Below are 26,966 nucleotides of genomic sequence, written 5' to 3' on the forward strand. Positions count from 1 at the left end.
GATAGCCAAAAGGTTCCCGGCGGTAAACCCAACCAGACGTTATGTGCAGAAACTCGCCGAATTATGGTATAAATTGGGCTGGAGCCCGCCGCCCCTACCCGATCTTGTGGGCAATGGCGAGTTGGGCGGCGGCCAGACGTGCAACTGGCACGCGAAATGGCGAACAGGAAACATAATCGAACCCCGATTCGCGGCAAAAGGCGATGGATTCGGGGTTGCCGCCATGCTCCCCACAAATGGAAAGGGTGATTCCGGGCTGCGCCTTGCGCCCTCTTTCCGCCCCGAGTTGCAGCAATTCGCCGACCCCATCGGTATCGAGCACATGGAACGGATCCTCCGGGTAAACCCCCTGTTGCACGTAGTTCGACATGAAGCGCCCCGCGTCGTCGCGCGAGAGACCGTAGGTCATCTGCGTCAGGTCGTTGGTTCCGAAGCTGAGAAAGGCACAATGCGGCGCGATATCATCGGCGCGCAGACAGGCGCGCGGGGTCTCCACCATGACGCCAAGGCGGTAGGTAAAGCTCGCGTCACGCTCGCTGCGCACGGCGGCGGCCACGGCATCAACACTGGCTTTCACCAGTTCCACCTCGCGCCGGGCGCTGACCAGCGGGATCATGATCTCGGGCACCACCGGCTCGCCATCGCGGCTGGCCTCGATCGTGGCCTCGAAAATGGCGCGGGCCTGCATCTCGTAGATCTCGGGCACCGTGACCCCTAAGCGCACGCCGCGCAGGCCCAGCATCGGGTTATACTCCGTCATCGCCGCCACACGCCGCGTCACGTCGGACATCTGAAGGCCAAGCGCCTCGGCCAATTCGCGCTGCCCGGCTTTGTCGGAGGGCAGGAACTCATGCAGCGGCGGGTCGAACAGGCGGATGCAGACCGGCTGACCCTGCATGATGCGGAAAAGCTGGGTAAAATCCTCGCGCTGCATGGGCAGCAGACGTTCCAGCACGGCGCGGCGGTCTTCGCCGCTTTCGGCAAAGATCATCTCGCGCATCACGGTGAGGCGGCCCGGCTCGAAAAACATATGCTCGGTCCGGCACAACCCGATGCCATGGGCGTTGAAGTTGCGCGCGGTCTGGGCATCGGTCGGCGTGTCGGCATTGGCGCGAATGCCAATGTCGGCCACGTCCTCGGCCCAGCCCATCAGCCGGTTAAAGGTATCGTCGAGCGCGGCCTCCTGCATCTTGGCCGCCCCCGCCAGCACCTGCCCGGTGGAGCCATCGACGGTAACTTGATCGCCTTCGACAAAGACCCGCCCGTCGGGGGCGATGATCTGCCGTTGGGTCACCACAAAGCGCATGTTCGAGGCACCAACCACGCAAGGCAGCCCCATGCCGCGCCCGATCACCGCCGCATGGCTGGTGATGCCGCCGCGTTCAGTCAGCACGGCGGCGGCGGCATGCATGCCGCGAATATCCTCGGGCGAGGTCTCACGCCGGACGAGGATGCAAGGCTCCCCGCGCGCGGCACTGGCCTGCGCGTCGCTGGCGGAAAAGACGATCCGCCCGGTCGCCGCGCCGGGGCTGGCGGCGATGCCACGCCCGATCACGTCACGCTTGGCGCTTGGGTCGACTTGGCGGTGCAGCAGTTCCGACAGCGTGCGCGGCTGCACCCGCATGAGTGCTTCCTCGCGGCTGATGATCCCCTCATCGGCCAGCGCCACGGCGATGCGCACCGCCGCACGGGAGGAACGCGCGACCTTCACACCGTCCAAGATATGCAGCTTGCCCTGATCGATCACAAACTCGACCTGCATCTCGGCCCGCAGCCTCTTGCGCATCAGCGCCGCGTGATCCTTCAACTCGGCAAAGGCTTCGGGCACCAATTCTTCGAGCGATGGCCCGCGCGGATCGCGGGTGAGATACATCGCCGCCGCATCGCCTTCGAGCGCATCGCGGCCTTGGCTCTGGCTCAGATAGCGCCCGGTGATCTGCGGCAGGCCGGTGTCGCTGTCGACCAGTTGCAACACGCCCGAGCCGCATTGCCCCTGCCCCACGCCAAAGGCCATCTCTTGCACCACCAGACCCAGCCCCGCATCCGCAGGCGCGCCTTTCGCCTGTCGCAACAGCCGCGCCGAGGTGCCATTCCACGCCCGCGCCATTGACCGCAACACCGCCGCCAGTTGCGTTGCCGGGTCTTGGGGAAAACGCTCTTCGGTCTCGGCCTCATAGGCGCGCAGGGATTCCATCAGCGCCGCGCGGCCATCGCCATTCACATCGTCGAACATATCCGGATCAAGACGCGCGACATTGACCGCATAGGACTGCACGAAACGCGAATAAAGCGCCGCCGCTGGCCCTTCGCCGATGGTGCCAGCATAGCTTTCAAACAGCGCGTCGTTGATCCCGATGTTCAGTACCGCCCCCGGCCCGCCCCAATCGGGGTCTTGGCTGGAGGGCCGCACGCAAAGCAGCGCACCCTTCGGGAACTGATCGACCACCGCCTGCACGTCGGGCATCTGGCCCCGCGCGATCTGCTGCACCGCGTCAAAGGACAGCGCAATGGTGCGCGGCACCGGCAGGTCGAGCCGCACGAGACGTTGCAGGCATTTGGCCCGCCCGCCATGGGTGGTATTGGCAATCGGCGCGGTGGGGGTCACCAGCGTGGTATGGGGGTCGTTCTGCACTGCGGCACCTTAATCGTTCCGGTGCAGCATAGGGGTTGAGGCAGAAGGGGCAAGGGATCTCGCCCCCTCTGGGGTCAGCCGTCCAGTTTGGTCAAGTCCGCCACGGCGCTACAGATCGTGCGAATGCGGCTCAGCAGATTAAGCCGGTTGCGCCGCACGGTGGGGTTCTCGGCGTTGACCTGTACCGCCTCAAAGAAGGCATCGATCGGCCCGCGCAATTCGGCCATGGCCGCCATCGCAGTCGAGAAATCCTGCGCCGCCATTGCCGGGGTTATCTTGGCCTCTGCCTTGTCGAGTGCAGAGAAGAGGTCTTTCTCGGCCTCCGTCTCGGCAAACTTCGGATCGGCGCCAAAGGAGTATTCCACGCCATCGGCCTCTTCGGCTTGGCTGAGGATATTGTTGGCGCGTTTGAAGCCTTGGATCAGGTTTTCGCCATCGTCGGTTTTGAGCGTCTCTGACAGGGCGCGGGCGCGTTTGACCAGCAGGGTGAGATCGTCGCTGCCGTCCATGGCGATGCAGGCGTCGATGACGTCGTGACGGATGCCTTGGTCGCGGAGATAGACTTTGAGGCGGTCGTGGATGAAGCCCAGAATGTCGGCAGTGTCAGCCCGGCCCGCGTCACGGTCGCCGACGATCTCGGCGCTTTGGCCCAGTACGTCGTTCAGTGTCAGCGACACATCATTCTCAACCAAAATCCGGATCACACCCAAAGCCGCACGGCGCAGCGCGAAGGGGTCCTTGCTTCCGGTCGGTTTCTCATCAATCGCCCAGAAGCCGGTGAGCTTGTCGATCTTCTCGGCCAGCGCTACGGCAATCGACACCGGCGCGGTCGGCACGTCATCGGACGGCCCCAGCGGCGCATAGTGATCCTTCGCGGCGTCCGCGACGGCATCCGACATCCCCGCCTTGCGCGCGTAGTAGCTGCCCATCAGGCCCTGCAACTCGGGGAATTCATAGACCATCTCGGAACTGAGATCGGCCTTGGCGACGCGGGCGGCCTTCTCGGCCTCGTCAGCGTCAGCACCGACCAGCGGCGCCAACTCGCGCGAGAGCGTCGCTATGCGGTCGATCAACTCGGCCTGAGTGCCGAGCTTGTTATGGAAGGTCACGTTTTCCAGCGCCTTGACCCAAGTCTCCATGCCCGCGCCGGTGGTGACCGTGCGCAGGTCGTTGTCCCAGAAGAACTTGGCGTCCGAGAGCCGCGCGCCCAGCACTTTCTCGTTCCCGGCGAGGATCGTGGCGCCCTCGTCGGCGGTCGTGCGGTTGGCGACGGTGATGAACCGCTCGATCTGCCCCGACTTCGGGTTGCGGACCGAGAAGAACTTCTGATGCTCTTTCATGGAGGTTTGCAGCACTTCCGGCGGCAGGCCGAGGAAATCCTCGCCGATGCGGCCCATCAGCACGACGGGGTATTCCACGAGGCCCGCGACTTCGGCCAGAAGCCTTGCGTCCTCAACCACTTCCAGCCCGGCGGCGAAGGCCATGTTGGTGGCGTCATGCCAGATCGTATCAGCCCGCGCGGCGGGGTCGAGCACAACGAAGGCACGGCTGAGCTTGTCCTGATAATCCTCGAAGCCCGAGACTTCGATCTCATCGGGGGCGAGGAAGCGATGCCCCCGCGTGGTGTTCCCGGCGGTGATGCCGTCGATGGTGAGCGGCACCGTCTCGGCCCCGGCCTCATCGCTGATGACGCAGAGGATGGAATGCAGCGGGCGGACCCATTTGAGGCTACCCGTGCCCCACCGCATCGACTTGGGCCAAGGGAAGTTGCGGATGGTCTGCTCCAGCACCTCGGCCACGATCTCGGCGGCGGGGCGGCCCGGTTTCTCGATCTTGGCAAAGAGCACCTTGCCCTTGGGTGTGTCACGCTCCTCTAGCTGGTCGCGCGTCAGACCCGCGCCGCGCAGGAAACCTTCGATGGCTTTCTCGGGCGCGTCGGCCTTGGGGCCCTTGCGCTCTTCCACTTGTCGGGGGCTGGCGGCGAGCATGTCGCCAAGCGCCAGCGTCAGGCGGCGCGGCGTGGTGAAGACGGCGGCGGAGCCATAGGTCAGACCGGCCTCGACCAAACCGTTGGTCACCAGCTTTTGCAGGTCTTCGCCCGCGCGTTTCTGCATCCGCGCGGGAATTTCTTCGGAAAAAAGTTCAATCAGCAGATCTGGCACGGGCGGCCCCCAATTCTTGCCGCGACGGCGGCGTCTCATCGGGGGCTTGGATAACGAGTGCTAGGCGGAGGGTCTAGCCCCCCGCCCCGCGTTTAATCCAACAAGGTGCGGATATCCGGGTCGGAGAATTTCGGCACCACGCGGTAGCCCGCTTCGACGAAGTTATAGACCGCGAAACCGATCAGCCCCAGCCCGGCCCCGCCCAAAAGGAAGCGCCCAAAGGCCATGCCGCGCAGGTCTTGCAGCGCCTCGCCCAGACCGCCCGCCTGTTCGGGGTTGGCCGTGACCGCCGCATAGCCCAGCGAAAAGGCGACGAGCGCCAGAATGCCGCCATAGATGACAAGGCCAATCTTCACGATAGGGTCGATGCTTTCGGTGAAATGGGTGCGGGCCAGATGGCCCTTATACTTCCCGCTCAGCCCTTTGTAGGCGTAGTAAATCCCTGCGCCCAGTAGGATCAACGCCCCCGCGGCCACGATATAGCGCCCGGCGGGCATGGCCATCAGCTTTTGCGTCCAGTCCTGCGCGGAACTGCCGCCGGAGTTCTTGCCGCTCATCGCCAGAGCGAGAACCGAGACGCCGATACCGCCGTGGATCAGCCCGGTCGTGATCTGCCCCAGCCGCGCGACCAGCCCCTTGGCGTCGGTGCCGTGGTCTTCGACATCCTTCACACCTGCGGCGACCCGCCAGACCAGATAGGCAAGCAGCCCGATGCCGATGGCAAAGAGAGCGGGGATGCCATAGGGCTCATCCCGCAGTGCCGCGAGGGCGTCTTTCGTACCCGAGGCTTGGGTGCGTTTCAGAGCGGCCAAAAGCGCCAGCCCCCCGATGATCGTATAGATCACCCCGCGCGCGCCATAGCCCGCGCGCATCACCCATTTCAGCCCCTCATGTGTTTTCTCTGACATTTTCGCCCCCGTTCTATGTGGGGACAAGCGTTCGGCAGCGGCAAAAGGTTCCGCCGAAAGGGGCCGCGCGCGGGGATAAGATCAGTCGGCGGGGCGTTCCGGGCAGGCCTCGCCCACAACGGTGCCGTCATAGGACTTCTCACCGCAGTCGTTCAACTCATGCCAGATATAGCCGCGCCCGTCGTCGGTCAGTGCCACGATCCGATCGACGCCGTAATGCACGTTCTTACCGCCGAGGAAGGTCAGCGCGCTGCCCGCCTCGATCTCGGCCGCGATGGCGGGGGCGTCGAAACAATCGAACCAGCCCGGCGCGTTGCGCGGATCGGTATGGTCGGTCATCTCATAGGTCTCGGTCGCCATGGCGAGGCTGATGTCATGCTCGAAACAGGCGCGAAACCGGATCGGGGAACTGTCGGCGTCGATGGCCTGTAGGTTCTCCGCCGCGATCTCCTCCGGCTCCTCCGTCGTCAGAGAGACGAGTTCGACCTTGGCCTCGGGCACATCGTGGTAAAAGCCGTAGATCTGAAGGTAATAGAGCGCCGCACCAGCGATCGCTGCTGAAAGAAGGATCACGATGCCAACAATCTTCCCGCTCATGCCGCGCTGTCCGCCTCGGGCGTCCAGCCGCCCGCACGGGTCTGCACGAAGGCATCGGCACATTGTTTGGCCAGCGCCCGGACGCGCCCGATATAGGCTTGCCGTTCGGTGACCGAGATCACGCCGCGCGCGTCAAGCAGGTTAAAGATATGGCTCGCCTTGATGCATTGGTCATAGGCTGGATGCGCCATGACGATGCGCTTGCCGGTCTTGGGGTCTTCGGCGGGCTGTTCGAGGATGAATTTGCAATGCGCCTCGGCCTCGTTGAACTGATCGAGCAGCACCTCGGTGTTGGCCGTGTCGAAGTTCCAGCGCGCGAATTCCTCTTCGGTCTGTTTGAACACATCGCCATAGGTCAGCGGGATCGGCGCGTCGGGGCTGTTGAAGGGCATGTCCATGACGTGATCGACACCCAGCACATACATCGCCAGACGCTCCAGCCCGTAGGTCAGCTCGCCCGAGACGGGGTGGCAGTCATGGCCGCCGACCTGCTGGAAATAGGTGAACTGCGAGACTTCCATGCCGTCGCACCAGACTTCCCAACCCAGCCCCCAAGCGCCCAGCGTCGGGCTTTCCCAATCGTCCTCGACAAAGCGGATGTCATGCAGCGCCATGTCGATGCCGATGGCTTCGAGCGAGCCGAGGTATAGGTCTTGCAGATTGGGGGGGCTGGGTTTGATCAGCACCTGATACTGGTAATAGTGCTGCAGCCGGTTCGGGTTCTCACCATAGCGCCCATCCGTGGGGCGGCGCGAGGGCTGAACATAGGCCGCGGCCCAAGGCTGGGTACCCAAGCTGCGCAGCGTGGTGGCCGGGTGAAAGGTGCCCGCGCCCACTTCCATGTCGTAGGGTTGCAGCACCGCGCAGCCCTGCCGCGCCCAATAGCTCTGCAAAGCAAGGATGATCTCTTGGAAAGAGCGTGGTTTCTGCGCTGCGTCAGACATGGTGATTGCCCCTTAATGATGCGCGCCTTTCCTACGGCTGCAAACCATGGGGGTCAATCACAGCTTTATCAGAATTTCGCCCCCTTTGGCATGGCATTCGCGCCGCTTTCCGGCGTAATCTGGCTCGGATTTGGTTTTGCGAGAGTTGAGTGACGATGAAGCGAATTCTACCTGCCCCCGTGGCGATCTTCTTGGCCCTGAGCCTGACCTGGGCGGGCCTTGCGCGGGCGCAATCGGCAGAGGATGTCGTTTGGGTTCAGATCGAGGCGCAGCCGTCCTTGGCCGAAGCCACGGACCGGGCGCGCGCCTATGAGACCCTGTTGGATGACGTGAATGGCTTTGCCTTGGGCGGTGGCTGGTACGGCATCGCCGTGGGCCCCTACCGGCGCGAGGATGCGGAACTGGTGCTGCGCAGCTATGTGCGCGACGGTCTGGTGCCGCGCGACAGCTTCATCCAGCAATCCAGCCGGTTCCAGCAACAGTTCTGGCCCGTGGGTGACAACGTTCTGGAAACCGGCGTGATCGACGCGCCCGTGGGCGTGGATGGCGTTGCGCCAGAGGAAGCCGCCGCAGGCAGCAGCACCCCCGATGTCACGACAACCCCGCTTGATCCCGCAGGGACGGAGGGTGAAACCGAAGCCGCAGAGGCCGAGACCGCCCCGGCCCCCACCCCGCCCGAACCAGATGAGACCCCTGCAGAGGCGCGCCGCTCGGAACGCGCCCTTTCGGCGCAGGAGCGCAAGGATCTGCAAATCGCCCTGCAATGGGCGGGCTTTTACGATGCCGCGATTGACGGTGCCTTTGGCCGGGGCACCCGCGCCTCCATGCGCGCATGGCAGGGGGCCAACAGCTATGAGCAGACCGGCGTGCTGACCACCCGCCAGCGGGCGGCTCTGATGGCGCAGTATAACGCCGTGCTGGACGGGCTGGGCCTGCAAATGGTGCGCGACGAGAAGGCCGGGATCGAGATTATGATGCCCACCGCCGAGGTCGACTTCGCGCGCTACGAGCCGCCCTTTGCCCATTACGACAGCAGTGGCAACATCGGCGCGCGGGTGCTGCTGATCAGCCAGCCGGGCAATCAAGATACGCTCCACGGCCTCTACGACATCATGCAAACGCTTGAGATCGTCCCCTTGGATGGCCCGCGCGAGCGCAAGCGCAATTCCTTCGAGTTAATCGGCGAGAACGGCAGCATCATCAGCCAGACGCAGGTCTCGCTTGAGAACGGTCAGATCAAGGGCTTCACGCTGATCTGGCCCGCCGGGGACGAAGACCGCCGCCGCCGCGTGGTGGCCGAGATGTCCAAAAGCCTCACGCGTCTGCCCGGCGTGCTCGACGCCGGCGCAGGCAACAGCGACGCGCAGGCGATTGATTTGGTCGCCGGTCTGCAAATCCGCCAGCCCAAGATCGCCCGCAGCGGCTTTTTCATCGATGGCAATGGCGCGGTCGTCACCACCAGCGAAGTCGTGGCCTCTTGCGGGCGGGTGACGCTGGACGCCGATACCGACGCCACAGTGGTCGCCACCGATGAGGCGCGCGGCCTTGCACTGCTCAAACCCGAAAGCCGCCTCGCCCCGCTGGCCGTGGCCCAGTTCAGCAACGCGGCCCCGCGCCTGCAATCGGAAATATCCGTCGCGGGCTACTCCTACGAGGGCGTGCTGAGTGCCGCGACCCTGACCTTTGGCGCGCTGTCCGACCTCAAGGGGCTGAACGGCGATGAAAACCTCAAGCGCCTCTCGGTCAACGCCCAGCCCGGCGATGCCGGGGGTCCGGTCTTTGACGAGAATGGCCATGTCGTGGGCATGTTGCTGCCCCAACCGGATGCCGACCGCAAACTGCCCGAAGACGTGAGCTTTGCGCTCGATGGCGATGTGATCCTAAATGCAGCGCAGGAGGCCGGGCTAGGCAGCAAACAGGCGCAGGGGGCCACAGGCCCGATCGCGCCGCGCGACCTGACCCTGCGCGCGCAGGGGATGACCGTCTTGGTCAGCTGCTGGGAATAACGCGGCGGGCTCAGCCCCAAACGACAAAGACAAAGGGCGGTGCCATCGGCGCCGCCCTTTCGCGTTTCAAGCGCGCCAGAACTTGGCGGTGAACATGACGTAGACCGCCATCAGCTCCAGCCGTCCGATCCACATGGCGATGATCAATATCCACTTCGCCGTGTCATTAAGGCTGCTGAAATTCCCCGCCGGGCCGATGATCTCTCCCAAGCCCGGGCCGATGTTCGCCAGCGCCGCCGCCGCCCCCGAAACCGAGGTGACGAAATCCAACCCCGTGAGGCTCAGCGCGACCGAGATCAGGCCGAGCGAAACGACGAAGAACATGAAGAAGGACATCACCGAGCTTAGCACGTCCGCCCCAACCGGGCGGCCATCGTAGCGCGGGGTAAAGACGCCATGGGGCGAGCGGATCCGCCGCAACTGCGCGCGGATCGAGGCAAAGAGCAATTGATAGCGGAAGATCTTGATCGAACAGGTAGTCGACCCCGCGCAGCCGCCGATCAAGCCGATGAAAAAGAACAACGCCACGGCAAAGCTGCCCCATTGCATATAGTCAGCCGAGGCATAACCGGTGCCCGAGATGATGGAAGTGATGTTAAAGATCGCCTCCCGCAAGACCCGCTCGGATTCGTAGGTCGTGCCGCTGCGCAGAACGAAAAAGACGATCACCACCAGAAAGGTCATCGTCATGAAAAAGCCGCGCACCTGCGGATCGCGGTGCAGCGCCACGGGGTTGCCGTTGATAAGCTGCACATAGCGCACGAAGGGCAGCGCCGCGAGGATCATGAAAATCGCGGCGACATATTCGGCGGGGCCGGAAAAGGTGCTGAAGGAGGCGTCGTAGTTGGAAAAACCACCCGTTGAGACCGTGGTCAGCGCATGTACGGTCGCGTCAAAGGTGGTCATCCCAAGGGCCAGATAGCTCAGCATGCAGGCCAGCGTGAGCCAGAGGTAGATCACCGAAATCTGCGTTGCGATCTGCCCCGCGCGGGGCAGGATTTTCCCGAAAGTGTCGAAGGATTCGGATTTGAAGATCTGCATACCACCGACCCGCAACTCAGGCAGGAAGACCATGGCGACAACAACGATACCGATGCCGCCCAGCCATTGCAGAATGCCGCGCCAGATCAGCAGACCTTTGGGCAGGTCTTCCAACCCGGTCAGCACCGTGGCCCCGGTGGTCGTCAGCCCCGACATCGCCTCGAACATCGCGTCGGTCACGCTGGCCTCGGTCGCGCCCAGCACGAAAGGCAAGGCCCCGAAGAGCGGCAGCATCAGCCAGACGCCGGTGGTCAGCATGAATGTCTGTTGAATGGTGAGCCCTTCACGGACTCCATTGGCGCTGGCGAGGGCGATCATACCGCCACCCAGCGTCGTGATCAGCGCGCTTTCGACAAAGACCCACCACTGGCCCCGGCCTTCGGCCAGATCGACCAAGATCGGGATGATCATGGCAAGGCCGAGCACGGCCACCAAAAGGCCCACGACATATCCGACAGGTCGTATATCCAACATGCGCGCAGCGTTGGCTTGGCCGCTCGTCGCTGTCAAGCCGAGACGGGACCGGGGCGCGATTTGGCCCCGGTCCGTGGCGTCTTAGATGTAGTAGAGGTCTTTGAAAACGTGGTGAACGATGTCGTCACGCTTGATGCCCATGGCGGCCAGTTCTTCGTCGCTTTTCGCTTGCAGGCCTTGGACCTGCTCAAAACGGCGTTGGGCGGTGGAGCCCATCATGATGCCATGGCCGATCCCCGCGAAAAAGCGGCGCAGACCGGCGCCGGCGCGCCGCAGCCCTTCGAGGGGAGAGACGGAGTGGGCGGGGTGAGCAGTGCTCTGGTAGGTCATCTGATTGCCTTTGCAATTTCCAGTATTTCGATGACCGTTAGATAGGCAATGCTGCGCCGCAGCAGAACCGACGTTTTCGCATAGCCGCTGGTCGGGACTTGCAGGGCTGACAGGGCGACATTCACCATTTCCGCGCTAAGACAGGCGGAATGCCCCGCAAAGGGGCGCGGCGCGGGCTGCGAACAACCAATGCGCGATTGCCGCGCCGTCCGGGGTCAGCCGACGTGGAAGAGCGTGTTGAAAAGCTTGGGGTCGATGCTCTGCGCGGCAAAGGTCTCACCTTGGGTCAGCACGCTGATCGCATCGTGGCTGTGCAGGCTTTCTTGATGGCTGGCGACGATGCGGAAATCGCCCACCCGACCATCGGCCAAAAGCTGTTCGCAAAACAGCCGCGCGGCATCCTCGACAAAGATCGGATTGGCGGCGTTAAGCTCTGCAAACGCCTGTTCGTCTTCGCGTTTGACCATAACCTGCGTCTCGGTCGGCACGGCGCGGCGGCAAATCTCGATCAGGTCTTCGAACCACAGGCAATCGCCCTCGTCCCGCGTCTCGACCGATATCCGCGCGACGGAGCGCTGCGAATGCGGCGTCGCCAGTTGCCCGCGGGTCTGGCGCGCGTGTTCGCTCAGTTCCAGCGAACAGGGGCAGGTGCTGGAATAGACATAGTCGAGATGCACGATCTTCTTGCGCTCGCCGTTCTGTTCGACCAACTCCAGCGCGATGTCGTAATACTGATAGCCCGTGAGGCCCGAGCGCAGGCTGCCGATTTTCATTGGGAAGGAAAAGCGCATCTGAATTCGCGCATCCAAGCTTTCCAGATCGGCTTTGTAATCGTCCAGCGCCGCTTCGATCACCTCAAAGCTAAAGGTCGCCTCTGCATGGCGGTAGAAACTGCGCATGATGCGGGACATGTTGATGCCCTTCTTCTCCGCATCGAGCGAGACGGTGCCGGTCACGGAAGTCTCAAGCCGCAGATCCCCGCCCTCGCGGCTGCGATAGCGGATCGGCAGCCGAAAGTTCGAGATGCCGACATGCTGGATCAACTGTTGCGCGCCGCGGATCAGGCTGGAGGGGCCGTTTTGCAGATCCGGCAGGCTGGCGCGGTAGTTGTCGCCCGCCGTGAAATCTTCGGGATAGGCGCGGCTAAGGGCGGGATATTCGGCGGGCGCGAGCATCCGGGCCATGGCCGGGTCCAGCGCCGCAATCTCAGCCGGGGTGGCCGTTTCGGCCCAAGCGCGCAGCGTGGCGAGCGCGGATTGCGCCGCCTCGCGGTCCGGTGTCTCGGACATCTCAGTCACGATGTTCATTGCGCGGCCCTCCGGTCTGTCGCTCTCAATGTATGATGCGCGAGGCCAAAATGCCACCGCGCCCGCGACACATCAGGTCAGGCTTGCGCCGCCGCGTCCAAGGCTTGCAGCAGATCGGCCTTGAGATCACCGCTATATTCCAGCCCCACGCTGATCCGCACCAGCCCCGGCGTGATGCCCAAAAGGTCTTTGGTGTCCTGCGGCAGACGCTGGTGGGTGGTGGTGGCCGGATGGGTGACGATGGTCTTGGCGTCGCCAAGGTTGTTTGAGATCACCCCCACCTGCAACGCATTCAGGAAAGCGAAAGCCGCCGCCTTGCCGCCCTTGAGGTCGATTGACAGCACCGTGCCCCCTGCCCCCATCTGGCGCATCGCCAGTGCGTTCTGCGCATGGCCCGCAAGGCCCGGGTAAAGCACCCGCGCCAATGCCGCGTGACCTTCCAGCGCCTCGGCCAATTCCTGTGCGCTGGCCGCCTGCGCCCGCACCCGCAGGTCAATGGTCTCCAACCCCTTAAGCATGATCCAAGCCGTGAAGGGGCTCATCGAGCCGCCGGTATGTTTCATGTAAGGCTCAAGCGTGCCACGGATGAACTCGCGGCTGCCCAGCACCACACCGCCAAGCGCACGACCCTGCCCGTCGATATGTTTGGTCGCGGAATAGACCACCACATCGGCGCCCTGCGAAATCGCGCGCGAAAAGACCGGCGTGGCAAAGACATTGTCGACCACCACAAGCGCGCCTTTGGCATGGGCCAGCTTGGCGACGGCTTCGATGTCGATCACCTCAAGCGTGGGGTTGGCCACGGATTCGAAGAAGACCGCTCGGGTGTCCTCACGGATCGCGGCCTCCCAAGCAGAGAGGTCGCTGCCGTCGACGAAAGTGACCTCTACCCCGTAGCGGCCAAGGATCTCTTCCAGCACATAGATACAAGACCCGAATAGCGCCCGGGCCGAGACGACATGATCGCCCGCCTTTAGCATCGAGATCAGCGCGCCCGAGACCGCCGCCATGCCGCTGGCGGTGGCAAAGGCATCTTCGGCCCCTTCCAAAGTGGCGATGCGGTCCTCGAACATGGCGACCGTGGGGTTGCCATAGCGGGCATAGATGAACTCATCCGGGCCGATCTCTTCGAAACGCGCCTCGGCCTGTTCGGCGCTGTCATAGACGAAACCTTGGGTCAGGTAGATCGCTTCGCTCACCTCGCCATATTGGCTGCGGCGGGTGCCTGCGTGGATCGCTTGGGTGCGCGCGTGACGGTCGTTGCTCATCAATCTCATCCTTCCGGCCCGGACTCGCGGGCATAAAAAAACCCCAGACGCGGCCAAGCGAAAGGGGTCTTTCATCCTGACCTTTTAGCGGCATGTTTAACGTGGCCCACAATCCGGTAACAAATCGCCACGCGGGGTGGATTACGCCGCGCGACGCTACAGGTCAACAGTTTCGCGTAGGGCCTTCGTTAAATTTGAGCGGATCAGCCTTGGTCTTTCTTCTCGCCGTAGGCTTCGAACAGCTTGCCCTGCGCCATGAAGAACACGAAAATCGCCGCCGTGAGACCGAAGGTTTTGAAGTAGACCCAAGTATCGGTCGAGAAGAACCGCCAGATCACCTCATTCGCCAGCGCCAGCCCAAAGAAGAAATACATCAGCCGTTTGGTCAGCAGCATCCAGCCCTCATCGCGCAGGGGCATCATCTCTTCCATGACGTATTTCAGATAGGACTGCCCGCGCAGCAGGCCGACGGCCAAAAGGCCGCCGAAGAGCACATAGATCAGCGTCGGCTTCATCTTGAAGAAGCGGTCGTCGTTCAGCCAGACCGACAGCCCGCCAAAGATCACCACCAGCACCACGGTGGCGACCTGCATCCGGCTGAGCTTGCCCGTCAGCGCCCAAAGCGCGCCGGTCGAGAGTACCAGCAGCGGCACGAACATCGCGGTGACGACGATAAAGCCGTCATACTCCGTCCCGCCGAAAGTGTAGGTGTTATCCTTGAGCCACAGATAGGCCACTAGGAAGGCCAAGACCGGCCCGTATTCCAAGCCTGCCCGCAGCATTGGGTTGATCTCTCTTGGTTCTGACATGCCTGTTCCTTTAGCCGCCCATTTCAACAATCACCGCCCCGGCTGCGATCAGCGCCATCAGCGCGATGCGGCGCGGGCCGACGGTTTCTTTCAGCACCAGCACCCCGATCAGCGCGGCAAAGACGGTCGAGGTCTCGCGCAGCACCGCCGCCTCGCCCACCTTGTCGAGCCGCGTGGCCAGCATGACCGACCCGAAACTTGCAAAAGCGATGATCCCGCCGATAAAGCCGCGCAGCATCAGCGGCGCCACCTCGGGCGGGTTCTCCATCGCGTGCCAGCGCCGCCATGCGATCACCGGCATCACCAACCCGTCGATCATGAAAAACCATGCGAGGAAGGTGAAAGGATCCGCCGTGGCGCGGATGCCGTATGCGTCATATGTGGTGTAAAGCGCCACGAACAAGCCCGTCAGCACCGCCAGCCCGAGCGCTGCGTGCAGCGTGTCGCGCGCGGCGACCAGATTGCGCAGGTTATAAAGAGCAAGGCCGAAGATGCCGCTTAGCAGCACCGCCACGCCAAGCCATTGCACCGCGTTGAACCGCTCACCAAAAATCAAATATGCGCCGACCACGGCAAAGAGCGGCCCCGTGCCGCGCACCACCGGGTAGACCACCGTATAGGCGCCCTTGGTATAGGCCCATGCCTGCAACAGCTTGTAGATCACATGGATCACGAAAGCGCCGAGGAAGATCACCCACATATGCGGTTCGGGCCATGGCACGACGAAAAGCGCAAAGGGGGCCGCCATCACGCCATAAGAGACATCGATCGCCCCGCGCGTGAGCCAAGGATCATGCCGCCCCTTTTGCAGCGCGCCGAAAACCGCGTGCAGGAAGGCTGCGGAAAGCGCCAGCCACAGGGCCGCGGTATGGCCCGCGGGGGTGCCTTCGATCGACAGGATCCAATCGGTCATCGCGGAACCACCACCGCAGCGAGAGGTTTATACCTCAAAGCCTTTATCACCAACGGAATTTCCATGTTTGAAAGCCTGATCGCGGATCTCACCAACAGTTTTTCGAAAGTGCCGGTTACCGTGGCCGCGGCGCGGCTGCTCATGGCGGCCTTTCTGGCGGGTATCGTCGGGTATGAACGCGAGCGGCGCGACAAACCTGCGGGTCTGCGGACGCACATCATGGTGGCCATCGCCGCCTGTCTCTTCATCATCATCGGGCAAGAGCTTGGCAGTCTGGAGTTTGGCGATGGCGACCAAATGCGCTTCGATCCCTTGCGCCTCATTGAGGCGGTGACCGCAGGTGTCGCCTTCCTCGCGGCGGGGATCATTTTCACCTCGAACGGCGAGGTGCGCAACATCACCACCGGCGCGTCGATGTGGCTGGCCGGGGCCATCGGCCTGTCCTGCGGCGCGGGGCAAATCCTGCTGGCCTGTTTGACCGCAGGGGTCGTGGTGCTGGTTCTCACCGTTCTGCGCTGGATCGAACGAAAGCTTGGCACCCATGACTGAACGGGGCCGCCGCCTCCGGCGACCGGGGTTTCGTCAGCCATCCGTGCCCACCAAGGCGGCGGCGAATTCTTCCGGATCGAAGGGAGACAGATCGTCAATCTGCTCACCCACACCCACGGCATGAATGGGCAGGCCAAATCGATCCGCCAGCGCCACCAGCACCCCGCCTTTGGCGGTGCCGTCGAGCTTGGTCATCACCAGACCGCTGACATCGGAAATCTCTTGAAAGACTTTCACCTGATTGACCGCGTTCTGCCCTGTCGTCGCATCCAGCACCAATAGGGTGTTATGCGGCGCACTCTCATCCTTCTTGCGGATGACGCGCACGATCTTGGCCAATTCCTCCATCAGGTCGCCCCGGTTTTGTAAACGGCCCGCGGTGTCGATCAACAGCAGGTCGGCCCCCTCTTCCTGCGCGCGGCCCATGGCGTCAAAGGCAAGGCTCGCCGGGTCGCTGCCCTCGGGCGCGGTCAGCACGGGCACGTCGGCGCGTTCGCCCCAGACCTGCAACTGCTCGACCGCCGCGGCGCGGAAGGTATCCCCCGCGGCGATCACGACCTTCTTGCCCGCCGCACGGAATTGCGAGGCCAATTTGCCGATGGTCGTCGTCTTGCCCGAGCCGTTCACGCCGACCACCAGCACCACCTGCGGGGTCTTGGCATAGAGCGGCAGGGGCCGAGCCACAGGCTCCATGATGCGGCTGACTTCGCTGGCGAGCAGCTGTTTGATCTCTGCCACCGAGAGTTTTTTTCCAAAGCGCCCTTCGGCCATGTTGGCGGTGACCCGCAGCGCCGTGTCGACGCCCATGTCGGCGCTGATCAGCAGCTCTTCGAGCTGTTCGAGCATCTCGTCATCCAGCGTCCGGCGCACCACGGGCTGTGCGGCACCGCGCCCCATGAGACGGCCCAAAAGGCCCGGTTTGGCGGCGGCGGCCTCGGCTGGGGTTTCGTCCAGCGCCGGGGCGACGGGGGTCATCGCTTGGCGCAGGTCGGTCGCCGCGGGAACTTCCTCCGGGGTCGGGGTGGGCTCAGGATCAGCGGCGGGGGGGGCCTGCGCGGGCGTGGGGTCCGGCTGGGCCTCAGACGGTTCGGGCTGCGGTTCAGGCGCAGGCTGCGGTTCGGGCTCTGGGAGGGTCTCAGGCTCGGGTTCCGGGGCGGGTTCAGGCGCGGGGGTCGGCTCTTCCGCCTCCCGCTCTGCCGCCAACATTGGGCCGCTGTCCTCCTGCCCGTCGGGCATCACGTCAGAGGCCGCGCCGGGCTGGTCCATCACCGCATCCACGGGGGCCGCTTCGGCCTCCGCCTCTCCGCCATCGCTGACGATTGCCTCCAACCCCTCGTCAAGTTTGGACGAGGATTTGAACAAGCGGTCCTTGAGCTTCGTGAAGAAGGCCATCGGCGTCTCCCATGCAGTTTCGTCTTGATCTATAGGCTTGCCCGCGCAGATGGAAGGGCGCCCAGGCAGATCAAGCCCGCCGGGAGGGGGCGGGGTCAGATTTCATCGGGGAAATGCTGCATCACCAGCCGGATCGGGTTCGGCGCCGCCTGCCCCAGCCCGCAGATCGAGGCATCGACCATGGCGGTCGACAACTTTTCCAGTAGAGCTTGGTCCCAGCGGTCCACCTGCATCAGCTTCACCGCCTTTTCACAGCCGACCCGGCAGGGCGTGCATTGGCCACAGCTTTCATCCTCGAAAAACCGCAGCATGTTGAGGGCGGCGGCCCGTGCGCTGTCGTGTTCCGACAGGACAACCACCGCCGCCGAGCCGATGAAAGACCCATGTGGCTGCAACGTGTCAAAGTCCAACGGCAGCTCCGCCATCGACGCGGGCAACAGCCCCGAGGACGGGCCACCCGGTTGATAGGCTTTGAACAGATGGCCCTCTGCCATGCCCCCCGCCGCGGCGATGATATCGGTGATGGTCGAGCCTGCGGGCAGCAGATACATCCCCGGGCGCGCCACACGGCCCGAAACGGAATAGCTGCGCAGCCCTTTGCGGCCATTCTTTTCGACCCCGTTCAACACCTGCGGCCCCTCGCGGCAGATGCGGGCGATCCAATGCAGGGTCTCGACATTATGCACCAAGGTCGGGCGGCCAAAGACACCGACCTGCGCCACATAGGGCGGGCGGTGGCGCGGCAATCCGCGCTTGCCTTCGATGCTTTCGATCATGGCGCTTTCCTCGCCGCAGATATAGGCCCCCGCCCCGCGGCGCAGATCGACATAGCCGGGCGCGATGAGGCCCGCGCCTTCCAGAGCGGCAATCTCACGGCGCAGGATCTCCAGCACCGCCGGGTATTCGTCGCGCATGTAGAGAAAGACCTTCTCCGCCTCCACCGCCCAAGCGGCGATCAACATGCCTTCGAGGAAGAGATGCGGCCTGCGTTCGAAATACCAGCGGTCCTTGAAGGTGCCCGGCTCGCCCTCATCGCCATTCACCGCCAGATAGCGCGGGCCGGGATTGCCGCGCACGAAGCCCCATTTCTTGCCCGAGGGGAAACCCGCCCCGCCAAGACCGCGCAGCCCAGCCTGCAACAATTGCTCTTGCACCGCCTCCCAATCGCCCCCCTGACGCAGGTTCAACAGCGCGTCGTAACCCCCTGATGCCGCGTAGGTTTCGTAAATCTCATAGTCAGGCAGGCGGGCATGGGTATCTCCGGCGCCAATGGCCGCCAGCACTTTCTCGGGCGTCGCGTGGTCGATATGGTTATGCCCCAGTTCCAGCACCGGCGCAGTGTCGCAGCGCCCCATGCAGGGCGCGCGCAGGACGCGCACTTCGGTCGGGTCTAGCCCCTCCTCCAACGCGGTTTTCAAGGCCTGCGCCCCGGCCAGCTCGCAAGACAGAGAATCGCAAACACGAATGGTCAGTGCGGGCGGCGGTGTCTCGCCCTCTTTCACCACGTCGAAATGCGCGTAGAAACTGGCGACCTCATAGACCTCGGCCATCGACAGGCGCATCTCTTCGGCCAAGGCGCGCAGATGCGCGGCCGACAGGTGGCCAAAGCGGTCTTGGATCAGATGCAGAAACTCGATGAGCAGATCGCGGGCGCGCGGGCGGTCGCCCAACAGCGCGCGGACCTCATCCCACGCCGTATCCTGCAACTGCCGCCCCTTGGGGTGATGCCGCCCCTTGCCCTTGCCGGATTTCCAAACGCCCTTTCGCGGCTCCCCCGCCGCAGCCTTGCCGTGATCGTCCAGCGCCATGTCTCTCCCCCCGCCTTGCTTTCCGCCTTGGTAACAAATCCAAAGGCCGAGGCGCGATCAAAAAGCGACAATCGCGCGGGTGTTTGCGTTGTGCGCGGCCCCTGCGGCGGGCAAAATGACGCGGACCGTGCCGATTAGCGCGGCTTTGCAGGGGAAAACGCATGCTGTGGTATGTGATCGCAAGTTTGACACCGGCGGTACTGATCGCCGCCGCCGCCCTCTGGGGCGGCGTCTGGCCCGTGCTGGCGCTTTTGTCGATCACGGTGCATGTGGCCTTTATGGACCGGTTGGGCCGCGCGCTGCGCCTTTCCGATAGCTCAGGCCGCGCCCTGACGCTGACCTTGGCCGCCGCGCATTTCCTGCTGCTGCCGCTCGGGGTCTGGGCTATTGGCGCAGCCCCGCATCTTGAGGGGCTGGACCGCGCCCTGATCTTTGCCGCCCTTGGCCTGTTTCTGGGCCAGATCAGCAATTCCAACGCCCATGAGTTGATCCACGCCAGCCGCCGCCTGCCCCGGCGGATCGGCACGGCGATCTATATCTCGCTGCTGCACGGGCATCACGTCTCGGCCCATCTGCGGGTGCATCATCCCGCCGCCGCCACCCCGGCTGATCCCAACTCCGCGCCCAAGGGCATGGGGTTCTGGCGGTTTCTGCTGAGCGCAAGCTTGGGGGAGTTTCGCGCCGGGTGGCAGGCCGACAATGCGCAGCGGGCGCGCAAGACGGGGGCGCAGGGGCTGCACCCTTACGCACTCTACCTCATTGGCGCGGCGCTGGCGCTGCTCACGGCGCTGCTGCTGGGCGGGGTCGCCGGGCTGCTCGCCTATATCGGGCTGGCAGCCTATGCACAGATGCAACTGCTGCTGTCGGACTATGTGCAGCACTATGGGCTACGGCGGGAGCAGCGCCCCGATGGCCGGTTTGAGCCGATGGGCCCGCAGCACAGTTGGAACGCGCCGAAATGGTACTCCGCCGCGATGATGCTGAACGCCCCGCGCCATTCGGACCACCACATGCGCCCCGCCCGCGCCTTCCCGGCACTGGAAGTAACGCATGAGATGCCGAAACTGCCCTATTCCCTGCCCGTGATGGCGGTGATCGCCCTCGTTCCCCCGCTGTGGCGGCGGGTGATGGACCGACGCGTGGCGCGGTGGCATCAGCGCTGACCCCACTGGCGCGGGGCGCGGGCTTCTGGCAGGCTCGTGGAATGAGACATGCCCTCGCCCTGATCTGCGCCTTCCTTCCGCTGCCTGCCTTGGCCGAGATGTCGGCGGCGGAGTTCGAAGCCTATACGGAAGGAAAAACGCTCTATTTCGGCCAGTCCGGCGCGCCCTATGGGGCGGAAATCTATCACGAGAACCGGCGCGTCCAGTGGTCCTTTCTCGATGGCCATTGCAAAGAGGGGCGCTGGTATGAGGCCGATGGGCTGATCTGCTTTGTCTATGAAGACGACCCCGCCCCGCAATGCTGGAGCTTTACCGAAAGCCCGACCGGGCTGGTCGCGCGGTTCGAGAATGACCCGGCCGAGACCGCGCTTTATGAGGCGCGGGAGATGACTGAGCCGCTGCTGTGCCTTGGGCCGCAGGTCGGGGTCTAGGCCAGTTCAGCCCGCGCCTTTGACGGGCAGCCGACCGTCGGCGAATTCGATCTCCAGATGCGCCGCCTTCTTGGCAGCCTCCGCACTGGTCACCACATCACCATCGCCCCGCACCACGGCGAAACCACGGGCCAGCGTTTCGCGGTAGCCGAGCGTGCCGAGCGTGCGGCCCATCGCGTCGATCTGGCGGCGGCGGCGGTCCTGATCGGCGCGGCCTGCGCGCGCCAGCCGGGCCAGCACCTCTTTCAACCGTTGGTCTTGACGCGACAGGTCACGGCGCAAAACCTCAGGGCGGAAGGTTTGGGTGCGGTCCAAAAGCCGCTCCCGGCGGCGGAGGATCTGACGGTGCAGCACCTCGGGGTGGAACCGGTTAATCCGCGCGGCCAGCCGTTCGCGTTGCCCGGCCAGATTGCGTTGCCACGCCGGGTCTAGCCGCGCCGAGAGCTGCGCCAGACGTTGGCGATCCGCCTCCAACTGGCGACGCAGGGTGCCGGGGCGCAGAGCGCCAGACATATCAGCCAGCTTGACGCGGCGGCCTTGGACGCCCGCAATCAGCGCGGGGGCCAGTTTCTCCCCCCCGCGATCAAGACGCTGGCGCGGCCCCTCCAGCAGCGTGTCGGCCCGGGGCAGGGCCCGCGCCAGATCCCGCATCCGCTGGCCCCGGCGGGTCAACCCTTGGCTCAGCGCCTGCCGCATCCTCGCGCCCTGCCCCTCCAGCCATGCCGCCAGCTCATGCCGCACCGGCACCGCCAATTCCGCCGCCGCTGTCGGCGTGGGCGCGCGTTTATCCGAGACGAAGTCGATCAGCGTCGTGTCGGTCTCATGCCCCACGGCAGAGATCAGCGGAATGTCCGAAGCCGCCGCCGCGCGGGCGACGCTTTCCTCGTTAAAGCCCCAGAGGTCTTCGACCGAGCCACCGCCACGGGCCACGATGATCAACTCGGGCCGGGGCAATGCGCCACCGGGGGTGAGCCGGTTGAACCCTTGGATGGCGCGCACCACCTCGGGCGCGCATTTCGCGCCCTGAACGGCGACCGGCCAGACCAGCACCTTGCGCGGGAAACGATCCCGCAGCCGGTGCAAGATGTCACGGATCACCGCCCCCGAGGGCGAGGTCACAACGCCGATGATCTCGGGCAAATAGGGCAGCGGGCGTTTGCGTTCGGGGGCGAACAGCCCCTCCGCCGCCAGCGCCGCCTTTCGTTTCTCCAACAGCGCCATCAGCGCGCCCATGCCCGCCGGTTTAATGTCCTCAATGACGATCTGATATTTCGACTGACCGCCAAAGGTGGTGATGCGCCCGGTGGCAATGACCTCCATCCCCTCTTCAGGCTGGGTTTCAAGCCGTGCGGTCACGCCTTTCCAGATCACGCCCGAGATGACTGAGCGGTCATCCTTGAGGTCGAGATAGACATGGCCCGAACGCGGGCGGCTGACGCGGCCCACTTCACCGCGAATCCGCACATGGCCGAACTCCCCCTCGATCACCCGTTTGATCGCGCCCGAAAGCTCGGTCACCGTGAATTCGGGGCTGTTGCCACCGGGGGCGGGGTCGTCGAACAGATCCATCTGGGCACCTTGTGTCTGTGGGCCCCCCAGCTTAGAACGCGGAGCAACGAAGTCCAAGGGAGTGCGCGGCATGAATATCCTGATCCTCGGCAGCGGTGGCCGCGAACATTCACTTGCTTGGGCGGTTATGCAGAACCCCAAATGCGACAAGCTGATCGTGGCACCGGGCAATGCGGGGATCGCGGCCATCGCGCAATGCGCCAAGCTCGACATCATGGATGGCGCGGCGGTTGTGGCCTTTTGCGAGGGCAATAACATCGATTTCGTCATCATCGGCCCCGAAGCGCCCCTCGCCGCGGGTGTGGGCGACGATCTGCGCGCGGCGGGTTTCGATGTCTTTGGCCCCTCCAAAGCGGCAGCGGCTCTGGAGGCTTCCAAAGCCTTCACCAAGGAAATCTGCGACGCCTGCGATGCGCCCACGGCGGGCTATGGCCATTTCACCGATGCCGCCAGCGCCCGCGCCTATGTGGAAAAGCAAGGCGCGCCGATTGTGATCAAGGCCGACGGTCTGGCGGCGGGCAAGGGTGTCATCATCGCCATGAGTGACGCCGAAGCCCTCGCCGCCGTGGATGAGATGTTTGACGGCGCCTTTGGCGAGGCAGGCGCCGAGGTCGTGATCGAAGAGTTCATGGAAGGCGAAGAGGCGTCTTTCTTCGTGCTCTGCGACGGGGAGACGGTGCTGCCCATCGGCACGGCCCAAGACCACAAGCGCGTCGGCGAAGGCGACAGCGGCCCCAACACCGGCGGCATGGGCGCCTATTCCCCCGCCCCGGTGCTGAGCGACGAGATCGCCGAACGCGCGCTGGAAGAGATCATCCGCCCCTGTATGGCCGAGATGGCGAAACGCGGGATGCCCTATCAGGGCGTGCTCTATGCCGGTTTGATGATCAAAGACGGCCAGCCGCGTCTCGTGGAATACAATGTCCGTTTCGGTGATCCGGAATGCCAAGTGCTGATGATGCGCCTCGGCGCGCAAGCGTTCGACCTGATGCAGGCCACGGCCAAGGGGGCGCTTGCCGATATGCAGGTGAACTGGGCCGAAGATCACGCGCTGACCGTGGTGATGGCCGCCAAAGGCTACCCCGGTGACTATGAAAAGGGCAGTGAGATCAAGGGCCTCTCCTCCCTCCCAGAGGACAGCGCCAATATGGTGTTCCACGCGGGCACCAAAGCGCAGGACGGGGCGATCTTGGCCAATGGCGGCCGCGTGCTGAACGTCACCGCGCGTGGGGCCACTTTGGCCGAAGCGCAGGAGCGCGCCTATGCAATGGTCGATGGGATCGATTGGCCCGAAGGGTTCTGCCGCCGTGACATCGGCTGGCGTGCGCTGAGCTAACAGACGACTTAGGCCACCCCAGCACGCTCACTTACAGCCAAGCGCCGTGGCAAAGCTCTCGGCCCCATCAAAAGGGCCGATATCGCGCCGCGCAAGCTGTCCGTCCTTCAGGCTTACCCCCACCACACGTTCCCAATCGGCATCCGCCAGCACCATTTCCGGCCCCGCACCGCAATCGCGCAGACCGCCTGAGATATGCCGCTTTCCGATGCGATGATTGGTCAGCCCCGTCATCTGCGCGATTTCGCTGAGCCGCCCATCGGCAAAGCGCCAGACCCGCAGCACCCGCGCCAGATGGGGCCGGTCGATATAGGCGATCTCGACCGCGCCGTCGCCATCCAGATCGGCGGCACCTATGGGGGCGAGCCACCGGTTGCTTTGGCCGATATGCGGGGTCTCGGTGATCTTGCCCTCGGGGCCGTAGATCGCCAGCGCCGCGCCACGATTGACGTCCGTCTCGACCACCAGAACCTCGGGCGCGCCATCGCCGGTCACATCCACGAGCCGGGGGGCGATATCTTCGAAAACATGGTCGCGCGGCAGATGGAAGCGCCGCGCACCGCCATCTGTCAGAGAGACCTGCAAGCCGCCCCATTCCAGCGCGTCGCCAAGAATGCCATGGGCGTAGCGCCCCGTGGGCGCGATGTAATGCGCGGCGGTGATGGTCTCCGCCGCCGCATCTGTTGCGATCAGCGCCAGCAGTGCCGCGCCGATCGCCCGCATCAGATTTGCTTTTCCGGCATCTGCACGCGCAGACCGTCCAGCGCATCGGTGACCTTGATCTGGCAGGTCAGACGCGAGCGCGCGGGATCGGGCTCGAAGGCGAAGTCGAGCATGTCTTCTTCCATGTCGTCCATCGGCGGCAGTTTTTCGGCCCAAGCCGGATCGACATAGACATGGCAGGTGGAGCAAGCGCAGGCCCCGCCACAGTCGGCTTCGATGCCGGGAATGTTATTGTCCCGCGCGCCTTCCATGACGGTGAGACCATTGGCCACCTCGACCACATGTTCGGTGCCGGAGTGTTCGACATAGGTGATTTTGGCCATGATGATGCCCTTTCGTCCTAAAAGTTCGGCCTTGTTTAACGGGCTATGGCAGCCGGTTCCAGCCCCCTTTTCGCAAGGTCACGGCGCGCCCGACATTGCGGTGGGCAAGGCCCACGCATCCGGCTAGTCTGCCCCCGAACAACAGGCGAGCCCGAGAGACCGGCATGACACAGCCCCTCCCCCCCAGAACCGCGCGGCGCTGCGCCGCTTTGCTGCTGGCCGTCGCGGCCTTGGCGGGCTGCGAGACGACGGCACCGGCCACGCCCCGCCCTGAGCCGGGGGTGCTAGAGGCCACCCGCCACGGCCCCGCAGGCGCGCCGGAAGGGAGCTGCTGGGGCCGCACGGTCAGCCCTGCGGTGATCGAGACGGTGACCGAACAGGTCGAAGTAACCCCGGCCAAGATGAACCCCCATGGCAGCATCGCCAATCCGCCCGTCTACAAGACAGAGACACGGCAAGAAATCGTGCGCGCGCGGGTCGACAATTGGTTCGAAACGCCCTGCCCCGATGTGCTGACGCCCGAGTTCAACAGCAGCCTGCAACGGGCGCTAGAGGTGCGCGGGTTCTACGCGGGGCCGATCACCGGTGAGATGGACAGGGCAACTCGGGCAGCCGTCCGCCGCTATCAGGCCCAAGAAGGGCCGAATAGCGAGGTCTTGTCGCTGACCACCGCCCGGGCGCTCGGGCTGGTCGCGGTGCCCCGGCAAGGCGGCTGACTGCCAACGGAAAAGGGCGCCCGCAGGCGCCCTTTCCAAACCATTCCGGCAGATCACTCCGCCAATGACAGCGCCACGAAGCGTGGGTCGCCACCCCGGCGTACCAGCAGCAGCAGGGAGCGGCGGCCCGCCTCTTTCGCCGCGGCGATCCGGGCTTCGAGATCAGCAATGCTCGACACCTGCTCCTGCCCCGCTTCGGTGATGATGTCGCCCATGCGCAGGCCCTTCTCGAAGGCCTCCGATGTTTGATCCACATCCGTCACGGCAAGGCCGGTCATATCGTCATCGGCCCCGAGTTCCGCGCGCAGGTCGTCTGTCAGCGGCATCAGGGTCAGGCCCATCAGCATGGTCGACTGCGGCTCGGCCTCGGCCCCCTCATCGGCGTTCTCGTCCATACCGGCGGGAACCGCGCCATCGGCCTCTTCGCGGCGGCCAAGTACGACCTTGATGGTCTGGGTCTTGCCGTCACGCAGCACGGTCACGCGCACCGTCGCGCCCACGGGGCTGTTGCCCACCTGACGGACGAGACCACGGGTATCGACCACTTCGACACCGTCGAAGGATTTGATCACGTCGCCGGTTTTCAGCCCCGCTTCACGCGCAGGCCCCTCGGGCACATCGGTGATCAGGGCGCCGACGGCTTTCTTGAGGCCCATGGCATCGGCCACGTCATCGGTCACGTCTTGAATGCGCACGCCCAGCCAGCCGCGGCGGGTCTCGCCGTATTCCTGCAGTTGGTCGATCACGCGGGTGACCACATTCGACGCCATCGAAAAGCCGATGCCGATGGAGCCGCCGTTGGGCGACAGGATCGCGGTGTTCACCCCGATCACCTCGCCATCCATGTTGAACAGCGGCCCGCCGGAGTTGCCCCGGTTGATCGCGGCGTCGGTCTGAATGTAATCATCATAGGTGCCCGACAGCGCCCGGTTGCGCGCTGACACGATGCCAGCCGAGACCGAAAAGCCCTGCCCAAGCGGGTTGCCCATGGCAATCACCCAGTCCCCCACCCGCGCGGCGTTGCTGTCACCGAAAGAGACGAAGGGCAGCGGCGCGTCCGCTTCGACTTTCAAAAGCGCGATGTCGGTCTTGGGGTCGGTGCCGATGACCTCGGCAACCAATTCCTCGCCCGAGAAGAATTCGATGGTGATCTCATCCGCGCTTTCGATCACGTGGTTGTTGGTCACAACATAGCCGTCTTCGGAAATCACGAAACCCGAGCCAAGCGCAGAAGAACGGCGGGGCCGGTTGCCCTCACCATTGTTGCGATCCTGAAACTCGCGAAAGAAGTCTTCGAAGGGCGAGCCTTCGGGCACGATGCCCTGCGGCCCAGTGCGGCCCTCAACCGTGGTGGAGGTGGTGATATTGACCACCGAAGGGCTGATCTTCTCGGCCAGCGGGGCGAGGCTTTCGGGTTTGGCCAGCGCCATGCTGGCTTGCAGGATCAGGAGGGTCAGCGCCATCACCCCCATTGCCATCGCTCGCATCCATTGGGTGTGTTGTGCTGTTGTGGACAGGGAAACCGCCTTGGCCTGCATTCATCGTCTCCTGATTGTTCCTGTTGT

General features: G+C 64.3%; 23 protein-coding genes and 1 riboswitch. Of the genes, 6 read left to right on the forward strand and 17 right to left on the reverse strand.

The window, feature by feature from the left end:
• Positions 1 to 94: 94 nt before the first annotated feature.
• From ppdK to HKX24_RS12525, 5 genes are all read right to left on the reverse strand, one after another.
• On the reverse strand, positions 95 to 2,632 hold the full coding sequence (gene ppdK / locus HKX24_RS12505; RefSeq protein ID WP_209217889.1) for a pyruvate, phosphate dikinase: 2,538 nt from the start codon (positions 2,630 to 2,632) through the stop codon (positions 95 to 97).
• 74 nt (positions 2,633 to 2,706) lie between these two features.
• The gene (gene glyS / locus HKX24_RS12510) at positions 2,707 to 4,794 is read right to left on the reverse strand and encodes a glycine--tRNA ligase subunit beta (protein ID WP_271693349.1); all 2,088 of its coding nucleotides are present in this window, start codon (positions 4,792 to 4,794) and stop codon (positions 2,707 to 2,709) included.
• 92 nt (positions 4,795 to 4,886) lie between these two features.
• Positions 4,887 to 5,702, reverse strand: coding sequence for a DUF1206 domain-containing protein (locus HKX24_RS12515; RefSeq protein ID WP_271693348.1), 816 nt, complete (start codon positions 5,700 to 5,702; stop codon positions 4,887 to 4,889).
• An 81-nt stretch (positions 5,703 to 5,783) separates the two neighbouring features.
• Positions 5,784 to 6,299, reverse strand: coding sequence for a DUF6446 family protein (locus HKX24_RS12520; RefSeq protein ID WP_271693347.1), 516 nt, complete (start codon positions 6,297 to 6,299; stop codon positions 5,784 to 5,786).
• Complete coding sequence (locus HKX24_RS12525; protein WP_271687775.1) at positions 6,296 to 7,243, reverse strand: glycine--tRNA ligase subunit alpha; 948 nt, start codon at positions 7,241 to 7,243, stop codon at positions 6,296 to 6,298. Before HKX24_RS12525 ends, HKX24_RS12520 begins: the two co-directional genes overlap by 4 nt.
• A 155-nt stretch (positions 7,244 to 7,398) precedes the next feature.
• On the opposite strand from HKX24_RS12525, the gene HKX24_RS12530 reads away from it, so the two are divergent.
• Positions 7,399 to 9,249 carry a serine protease gene (locus HKX24_RS12530; protein WP_271693346.1) on the forward strand — a complete coding sequence of 617 codons (1,851 nt, stop codon included), beginning with the start codon at positions 7,399 to 7,401 and terminating at the stop codon, positions 9,247 to 9,249.
• Positions 9,250 to 9,315: 66 nt separating this feature from the next.
• Here HKX24_RS12530 and HKX24_RS12535 read toward each other — a convergent pair whose 3' ends face one another.
• The 6 genes from HKX24_RS12535 to HKX24_RS12560 all read right to left on the reverse strand — a co-directional run bounded on the left by HKX24_RS12535 (position 9,316) and on the right by HKX24_RS12560 (position 15,391).
• Positions 9,316 to 10,764, reverse strand: a complete 1,449-nt coding sequence (locus HKX24_RS12535; protein WP_271693345.1) for a TrkH family potassium uptake protein — start codon at positions 10,762 to 10,764, stop codon at positions 9,316 to 9,318.
• An 81-nt stretch (positions 10,765 to 10,845) separates the two neighbouring features.
• Complete coding sequence (locus HKX24_RS12540; protein ID WP_067262845.1) at positions 10,846 to 11,094, reverse strand: hypothetical protein; 249 nt, start codon at positions 11,092 to 11,094, stop codon at positions 10,846 to 10,848.
• A 215-nt stretch (positions 11,095 to 11,309) separates the two neighbouring features.
• Positions 11,310 to 12,401 carry a GTP cyclohydrolase FolE2 gene (gene folE2 / locus HKX24_RS12545; RefSeq protein ID WP_271693344.1) on the reverse strand — a complete coding sequence of 364 codons (1,092 nt, stop codon included), beginning with the start codon at positions 12,399 to 12,401 and terminating at the stop codon, positions 11,310 to 11,312.
• A 77-nt stretch (positions 12,402 to 12,478) separates the two neighbouring features.
• Positions 12,479 to 13,669 carry an O-succinylhomoserine sulfhydrylase gene (metZ, locus tag HKX24_RS12550; protein WP_067262840.1) on the reverse strand — a complete coding sequence of 397 codons (1,191 nt, stop codon included), beginning with the start codon at positions 13,667 to 13,669 and terminating at the stop codon, positions 12,479 to 12,481.
• Positions 13,670 to 13,733: 64 nt separating this feature from the next.
• Positions 13,734 to 13,810, reverse strand: a riboswitch (SAM riboswitch).
• A 62-nt stretch (positions 13,811 to 13,872) separates the two neighbouring features.
• Positions 13,873 to 14,478 carry an inner membrane-spanning protein YciB gene (locus HKX24_RS12555; RefSeq protein ID WP_209217881.1) on the reverse strand — a complete coding sequence of 202 codons (606 nt, stop codon included), beginning with the start codon at positions 14,476 to 14,478 and terminating at the stop codon, positions 13,873 to 13,875.
• A gap of 10 nt (positions 14,479 to 14,488) precedes the next feature.
• On the reverse strand, positions 14,489 to 15,391 hold the full coding sequence (locus tag HKX24_RS12560; protein WP_271693343.1) for a DMT family transporter: 903 nt from the start codon (positions 15,389 to 15,391) through the stop codon (positions 14,489 to 14,491).
• A 63-nt stretch (positions 15,392 to 15,454) separates the two neighbouring features.
• Between HKX24_RS12560 and HKX24_RS12565 the strand changes: the two genes are divergently transcribed.
• Complete coding sequence (locus tag HKX24_RS12565) at positions 15,455 to 15,940, forward strand: MgtC/SapB family protein (RefSeq protein WP_271693342.1); 486 nt, start codon at positions 15,455 to 15,457, stop codon at positions 15,938 to 15,940.
• A gap of 33 nt (positions 15,941 to 15,973) precedes the next feature.
• Here HKX24_RS12565 and ftsY read toward each other — a convergent pair whose 3' ends face one another.
• Together ftsY and HKX24_RS12575 are read right to left on the reverse strand one after the other, a co-directional pair.
• Positions 15,974 to 17,332, reverse strand: a complete 1,359-nt coding sequence (gene ftsY, locus HKX24_RS12570; RefSeq protein ID WP_271693341.1) for a signal recognition particle-docking protein FtsY — start codon at positions 17,330 to 17,332, stop codon at positions 15,974 to 15,976.
• 95 nt (positions 17,333 to 17,427) lie between these two features.
• The gene (locus tag HKX24_RS12575) at positions 17,428 to 19,140 is read right to left on the reverse strand and encodes an NAD(P)H-dependent oxidoreductase subunit E (RefSeq protein ID WP_271693340.1); all 1,713 of its coding nucleotides are present in this window, start codon (positions 19,138 to 19,140) and stop codon (positions 17,428 to 17,430) included.
• A 161-nt stretch (positions 19,141 to 19,301) separates the two neighbouring features.
• Between HKX24_RS12575 and HKX24_RS12580 the strand changes: the two genes are divergently transcribed.
• A complete protein-coding gene (locus tag HKX24_RS12580) occupies positions 19,302 to 20,303 on the forward strand; it encodes an alkane 1-monooxygenase (protein WP_271693339.1) in 1,002 nt (333 codons plus the stop codon).
• A gap of 41 nt (positions 20,304 to 20,344) precedes the next feature.
• Entirely contained in the window at positions 20,345 to 20,734 is a 390-nt protein-coding gene (locus HKX24_RS12585) for a hypothetical protein (protein ID WP_271693338.1), read from the forward strand.
• Positions 20,735 to 20,740: 6 nt separating this feature from the next.
• On the opposite strand, the gene xseA is transcribed toward HKX24_RS12585, so the two are convergent.
• On the reverse strand, positions 20,741 to 22,303 hold the full coding sequence (gene xseA, locus HKX24_RS12590; RefSeq protein WP_271693337.1) for an exodeoxyribonuclease VII large subunit: 1,563 nt from the start codon (positions 22,301 to 22,303) through the stop codon (positions 20,741 to 20,743).
• Positions 22,304 to 22,373: 70 nt separating this feature from the next.
• On the opposite strand from xseA, the gene purD reads away from it, so the two are divergent.
• Positions 22,374 to 23,639 (forward strand): phosphoribosylamine--glycine ligase, encoded by a 1,266-nt coding sequence (gene purD, locus HKX24_RS12595; protein ID WP_271693336.1) that lies wholly within the window; start codon positions 22,374 to 22,376, stop codon positions 23,637 to 23,639.
• A 27-nt stretch (positions 23,640 to 23,666) separates the two neighbouring features.
• Here the strand turns inward: purD and HKX24_RS12600 are convergent, their stop codons facing one another.
• Together HKX24_RS12600 and HKX24_RS12605 are read right to left on the reverse strand one after the other, a co-directional pair.
• Positions 23,667 to 24,362: a VCBS repeat-containing protein gene (locus tag HKX24_RS12600; protein ID WP_271693335.1), complete on the reverse strand. Its 696-nt coding sequence runs from the start codon at positions 24,360 to 24,362 to the stop codon at positions 23,667 to 23,669.
• Positions 24,362 to 24,685, reverse strand: a complete 324-nt coding sequence (locus HKX24_RS12605; RefSeq protein WP_067266186.1) for a 2Fe-2S iron-sulfur cluster-binding protein — start codon at positions 24,683 to 24,685, stop codon at positions 24,362 to 24,364. Before HKX24_RS12605 ends, HKX24_RS12600 begins: the two co-directional genes overlap by 1 nt.
• A gap of 164 nt (positions 24,686 to 24,849) precedes the next feature.
• Between HKX24_RS12605 and HKX24_RS12610 the strand changes: the two genes are divergently transcribed.
• A complete protein-coding gene (locus HKX24_RS12610) occupies positions 24,850 to 25,401 on the forward strand; it encodes a peptidoglycan-binding domain-containing protein (protein WP_271693334.1) in 552 nt (183 codons plus the stop codon).
• A gap of 53 nt (positions 25,402 to 25,454) precedes the next feature.
• Here HKX24_RS12610 and HKX24_RS12615 read toward each other — a convergent pair whose 3' ends face one another.
• A complete protein-coding gene (locus tag HKX24_RS12615) occupies positions 25,455 to 26,939 on the reverse strand; it encodes a DegQ family serine endoprotease (protein WP_271693333.1) in 1,485 nt (494 codons plus the stop codon).
• Positions 26,940 to 26,966: the final 27 nt, after the last annotated feature.

The sequence above is a fragment of the Sulfitobacter sp. M85 genome (assembly GCF_029285915.1).
GTDB lineage: Bacteria > Pseudomonadota > Alphaproteobacteria > Rhodobacterales > Rhodobacteraceae > Sulfitobacter > Sulfitobacter faviae.

Coding starts and splice junctions, on each gene's coding strand:
- HKX24_RS12515 (WP_271693348.1), bottom strand. CDS start 5,702: ATGTCAGAGAAAACACATGAGGGGCTGAAATGGGTGATGCGCGCGGGC.
- HKX24_RS12520 (WP_271693347.1), bottom strand. CDS start 6,299: ATGAGCGGGAAGATTGTTGGCATCGTGATCCTTCTTTCAGCAGCGATC.
- HKX24_RS12525 (WP_271687775.1), bottom strand. CDS start 7,243: ATGTCTGACGCAGCGCAGAAACCACGCTCTTTCCAAGAGATCATCCTT.
- HKX24_RS12530 (WP_271693346.1), top strand. CDS start 7,399: ATGAAGCGAATTCTACCTGCCCCCGTGGCGATCTTCTTGGCCCTGAGC.
- HKX24_RS12535 (WP_271693345.1), bottom strand. CDS start 10,764: ATGTTGGATATACGACCTGTCGGATATGTCGTGGGCCTTTTGGTGGCC.
- HKX24_RS12540 (WP_067262845.1), bottom strand. CDS start 11,094: ATGACCTACCAGAGCACTGCTCACCCCGCCCACTCCGTCTCTCCCCTC.
- folE2 (WP_271693344.1), bottom strand. CDS start 12,401: ATGAACATCGTGACTGAGATGTCCGAGACACCGGACCGCGAGGCGGCG.
- metZ (WP_067262840.1), bottom strand. CDS start 13,669: ATGAGCAACGACCGTCACGCGCGCACCCAAGCGATCCACGCAGGCACC.
- HKX24_RS12555 (WP_209217881.1), bottom strand. CDS start 14,478: ATGTCAGAACCAAGAGAGATCAACCCAATGCTGCGGGCAGGCTTGGAA.
- HKX24_RS12560 (WP_271693343.1), bottom strand. CDS start 15,391: ATGACCGATTGGATCCTGTCGATCGAAGGCACCCCCGCGGGCCATACC.
- HKX24_RS12565 (WP_271693342.1), top strand. CDS start 15,455: ATGTTTGAAAGCCTGATCGCGGATCTCACCAACAGTTTTTCGAAAGTG.
- ftsY (WP_271693341.1), bottom strand. CDS start 17,332: ATGGCCTTCTTCACGAAGCTCAAGGACCGCTTGTTCAAATCCTCGTCC.
- HKX24_RS12575 (WP_271693340.1), bottom strand. CDS start 19,140: ATGGCGCTGGACGATCACGGCAAGGCTGCGGCGGGGGAGCCGCGAAAG.
- HKX24_RS12580 (WP_271693339.1), top strand. CDS start 19,302: ATGCTGTGGTATGTGATCGCAAGTTTGACACCGGCGGTACTGATCGCC.
- HKX24_RS12585 (WP_271693338.1), top strand. CDS start 20,345: ATGAGACATGCCCTCGCCCTGATCTGCGCCTTCCTTCCGCTGCCTGCC.
- xseA (WP_271693337.1), bottom strand. CDS start 22,303: ATGGATCTGTTCGACGACCCCGCCCCCGGTGGCAACAGCCCCGAATTC.
- purD (WP_271693336.1), top strand. CDS start 22,374: ATGAATATCCTGATCCTCGGCAGCGGTGGCCGCGAACATTCACTTGCT.
- HKX24_RS12600 (WP_271693335.1), bottom strand. CDS start 24,362: ATGCGGGCGATCGGCGCGGCACTGCTGGCGCTGATCGCAACAGATGCG.
- HKX24_RS12605 (WP_067266186.1), bottom strand. CDS start 24,685: ATGGCCAAAATCACCTATGTCGAACACTCCGGCACCGAACATGTGGTC.
- HKX24_RS12610 (WP_271693334.1), top strand. CDS start 24,850: ATGACACAGCCCCTCCCCCCCAGAACCGCGCGGCGCTGCGCCGCTTTG.
- HKX24_RS12615 (WP_271693333.1), bottom strand. CDS start 26,939: ATGCAGGCCAAGGCGGTTTCCCTGTCCACAACAGCACAACACACCCAA.